General features: G+C 64.3%; 1 protein-coding gene and 1 pseudogene. One reads left to right on the top strand and one right to left on the bottom strand.

What is annotated here, in order from left to right:
- A pseudogene (locus K5Q19_RS04365) lies at window positions 1–220 on the bottom strand (hypothetical protein); the annotation flags it as partial.
- Between the two features lie 453 nt (window positions 221–673).
- On the opposite strand from K5Q19_RS04365, the gene rpoB reads away from it, so the two are divergent.
- Window positions 674–4,605, top strand: a 3,932-nt coding sequence (gene rpoB / locus K5Q19_RS04370) for a DNA-directed RNA polymerase subunit beta (RefSeq protein WP_292941579.1), incomplete at its 3' end; no start/stop codon positions are given.

Consider the following 4,605-nt stretch of genomic DNA (forward strand, 5'->3'; position numbering starts at 1 on the left):
CTGCCTCGTTGAACACCTCGGTCAGGAAGGCGACCGATTCGGCTTTCTGCGAACGATCCATGCCATACTCCTTCACAAATGGCCGGACGGGGCGAACCCCGCACGACCGGCTACGTTTGTCCGTGGCGCGCAGGGCACCACGGGCGAGTCCGTACAGTGGGGAAGGAGAACGCGCAGATTTGCGCGTCGGGCCATGGTGTTCCACATGAGAGCGGATCATCAGGCCTGGGGGCGCCGAAGCGCCCGTAATCTCTTTTCCCCGTCTAGGCTGGAGATTAAGCAGGAAGCCTGCACCAGCTGTCTCGGACGGATGATCCACCGGGCAAGCCCCGCGGGTCGGGCGGGCCATTGGCGGATGTGGGCGGAAGAGTCAAGCAAACGTGGGGCGCGGCGGCGTCTCAGTGGCCGGCGCACGTTGACAAAGCGCACCTGACCGCCTAGTTCGCCGCTCTCACCCACCACTTCGAGCAAGGCTGTCCCATACGCGGGGGATGACCCAGGAAGGAAGCGGTTCGGGTTTCGTCTGACGCGATGATGCCAATTGCCACCGGGAATCCAGCTGGAATCCATGGGTGGCGCTTGGCGTTTCGCGCTTACAGACACCACACGCCGCGTGTGGTTTTCGCCGGGTTTCCTGCCCGGCCTGAGTGACAGACAAGAGGCTGAACCTTTCATGGCTACCAAGGCATCCCCCTCGGCCAAGCCGGCTCGCGCCGGTTTCAAGAAGCGTATCCGCAAGATCTTCGGCGACATCCACGAAGTGGTGCAGATGCCGAACCTGATCGAGGTTCAGCGCGAAAGCTACGAGCAGTTCCTGCGCTCCGATCCGGCGACCGGCTATGTCTCGGGTCTGGAAAAGACGCTGCGCTCGGTCTTCCCGATCCAGGATTTCGCCGGCACCGCCAGCCTCGATATCAAGGAGCGCGACGGCTATGTCCTCGAGGCGCCGAAGTACGACGTCAACGAATGCCGCCAGCGCGGGATCACGTATGCCGCGCCGATGAAGGTGACGCTCAAGCTCGCCACCTTCGAGGTTGACAGCGAGACCGAGACCAAGAGCCTCATCGATATCAAGGAGCAGGACGTCTACATGGGCGATATCCCGCTCATGACCGACAACGGCACCTTCATCATCAACGGGACCGAGCGCGTCATTGTCAGCCAGATGCACCGGTCGCCGGGCGTGCTGTTCGACCATGACCGCGGCAAGACGCACTCCTCGGGCAAGTACCTGTTTGCCGCGCGCGTCATTCCCTATCGCGGTTCGTGGCTCGATTTCGAGTTCGACGCGAAGGACATCGTCAACGTCCGCATCGACCGCAAGCGCAAGCTGCCGGTGACGGCGCTGCTTTATGCGCTGGGCCTCAACGGCGAGCAGATCCTCGATTTCTTCTACGACAAGGTGGTCTGGGCGCGGGCCGAGGGCGGCTGGAAGGTGCCTTTCGTGCTCGACCAGTGGCGCGGTTCGAAGCCGGCGTTCGATATCGTCGATGCGGCCTCGGGTGAAGTCGTGTTCCCCGCCGGCACCAAGATCAGCCCGCGCGCGGCCAACAAGGCGGCCAAGGATGGTCTCCAGAACCTGCTCATCCCGACCGAGGAAATCTTCGGCCGCTATGCCGCCAAGGATCTCATCGACGAGAGCACCGGCCGCATCTGGATCGAGGCGGGCGACGAAGTTTCGCCTGAGAACCTCGAAGTGCTCGACAAGGCGGGCGTCGACGTTCTCGAGCTGCTCGACATCGATCACGTGAACACGGGTCCGTGGATCCGCAACACGATGAAGGCCGACAAGGCCGAGGACCGCGATCAGGCGCTGTCGGACATCTACCGCGTGATGCGCCCCGGCGAGCCGCCGACGCGCGAAACCGCCGAAGCGCTGTTTGATGGCCTGTTCTTCGATCCGGACCGCTACGACCTTTCGGCGGTGGGCCGCGTCAAGCTCAACATGCGTCTTGGCCTCGATTGCCCGGACACCATCACCACGCTGCGCACCGACGATATCCTCGCGGTGGTCAAGGAGCTGGTGAACCTCAAGGACGGCAAGGGCGAGGTCGACGACATCGACAACCTCGGCAACCGCCGCGTCCGTTCGGTGGGCGAGCTGCTGGAAAACCAGTACCGCGTCGGCCTGCTGCGCATGGAACGCGCCGTGAAGGAGCGCATGAGCTCGGTCGACGTCTCGACCGTGATGCCGAACGACCTGATCAACGCGAAGCCCGCCGTGGCCGCGGTGCGCGAGTTCTTCGGTTCCTCGCAGCTCTCGCAGTTCATGGACCAGACCAACCCGCTCTCGGAAGTCACCCACAAGCGCCGCGTTTCGGCGCTCGGGCCGGGTGGTCTCACCCGCGAGCGCGCCGGCTTCGAAGTCCGCGACGTTCACCCGACGCACTATGGCCGCATCTGCCCGATCGAAACGCCGGAAGGCCCGAACATCGGTCTGATCAACTCGCTCTCGACCTTCGCCCGCGTCAACAAGTACGGCTTCATCGAGACGCCGTACCGCAAGATCATCGACGGCAAGGTCACCGGTGAGGTGATCTACCTCTCGGCGATGGAAGAGCAGAAGCACACCGTGGCGCAGGCCTCGGCCGAGCTCAATGCCGACGGTTCGTTCGCCGAAGAGCTCGTCTCTGCGCGGCAGAACGGTGAATTCGTGATGGCCCCGCGCGAGCAGATCACGCTGATGGACGTCAGCCCCAAGCAGCTGGTGTCGGTCGCGGCTTCGCTCATTCCGTTCCTTGAAAACGACGACGCCAACCGCGCGCTGATGGGCTCGAACATGCAGCGCCAGGCGGTGCCGCTGGTCAAGGCCGATGCGCCGTTCGTGGGCACCGGCATGGAAGAGACCGTGGCGCGCGATTCGGGCGCGGCGATCTCGGCGCTGCGCTCGGGCGTGGTCGATCAGGTCGACGCGACCCGTATCGTGATCCGCGCCTCGGGCGATATCGAACCCGGCCAGTCGGGCGTCGACATCTACCGCCTGCAGAAGTTCGAGCGTTCGAACCAGTCGACCTGCATCAACCAGCGTCCGCTGGTGAAGGTGGGCGATCTGATCGAGAAGGGCGCGATCATCGCCGACGGTCCCTCGACCGAATTCGGTGAGCTCGCGCTCGGCCGCAACGTGCTCGTCGCGTTCATGCCGTGGAATGGGTACAACTACGAAGACTCGATCCTGATCAGCGAACGCATCGTCAAGGAAGACGTCTTCACCTCGATCCACATCGAGGAGTTCGAAGTCATGGCCCGCGACACCAAGCTCGGGCCGGAAGACATCACCCGCGACATCCCGAACGTCGGCGAGGAAGCGCTGCGCAACCTCGACGAAGCCGGCATTGTCTATATCGGCGCCGAAGTGCACCCGGGTGACATCCTCGTCGGCAAGATCACCCCGAAGGGCGAAAGCCCGATGACGCCGGAAGAAAAGCTCCTCCGCGCGATCTTCGGCGAAAAGGCGAGCGACGTGCGCGATACCTCGCTGCGCCTGCCGCCGGGCGTTTCGGGCACGATCGTCGATGTGCGCGTGTTCAACCGCCACGGCATCGAGATCGATGACCGTACCCGCGCGATCCAGAACGAGGAAATCGAACGCCTCGCCAAGGACCGCGAGGACGAGCGCGCGATCCTCAACCGGGCGACCTTCAACCGTCTGCGCGAGATGCTGATCGGCCAGGTTTCGGCCGCAGCGCCGAAGGGCGTGAAGAAGGGCGAGGAAATCACCGAGCAGGTGCTCGCCGATGTCGAGCGCCACGAGTGGTGGAAGTTCGCCCTTGCCGACGATGCGCGCCAGCAGCAGCTGGAAGCGGTCAAGGCGCAGTACGACACCGCTGTCCGCGCGATCCAGGAGAAGTTCGAGGATCGCAAGGAGAAGCTGGAACGCGGTGACGAACTGGCGCCCGGCGTGCTCAAGATGGTCAAGGTCTTCGTTGCGGTGAAGCGCAAGCTGCAGCCGGGCGACAAGATGGCCGGCCGTCACGGCAACAAGGGTATCATCAGCCGCATCCTGCCGCAGGAAGACATGCCGTTCCTCGAAGACGGCACGCCGGTCGATTTCGTGCTCAACCCGCTGGGCGTGCCTTCGCGCATGAACGTCGGGCAGATCTTCGAAACGCACCTTGGCTGGGCCGCGCGCGGCCTCGGCAAGCGGATCGGTGCGGCGCTCGATGCGTGGCGCGAAGCCAATCCGAACCCCGAAGCCGGCGCTCCGCCCGAAGCGGTGCGCGAACTGCTGACGGAGATCTACGGCGACAACTACAGCGCCGAGATCGCCGCACGCAGCGACGCGCAGATCGTCGATCTTGCCCAGTCGGTTCGCCAGGGCGTGCCGATGGGCTCGCCGGTGTTCGACGGCGCGGTGGAGAAGGACGTGACCGACATGCTGCGTCTGGCCGGGCTCGATGAATCGGGTCAGGTCACGCTCTATGACGGCCGCACCGGTGAGGCGTTCGACCGCAAGGTCACGGTGGGCATGAAGTACGTGCTCAAGCTGCACCACCTTGTCGACGACAAGATTCACGCGCGCTCGATCGGGCCGTACTCGCTCGTCACCCAGCAGCCGCTGGGCGGCAAGGCGCAGTTCGGCGGCCAGCGCTTCGGCGAAATGGAGGT

Source organism: Novosphingobium sp. (assembly GCF_019748365.1).
Classification (GTDB): domain Bacteria; phylum Pseudomonadota; class Alphaproteobacteria; order Sphingomonadales; family Sphingomonadaceae; genus Novosphingobium.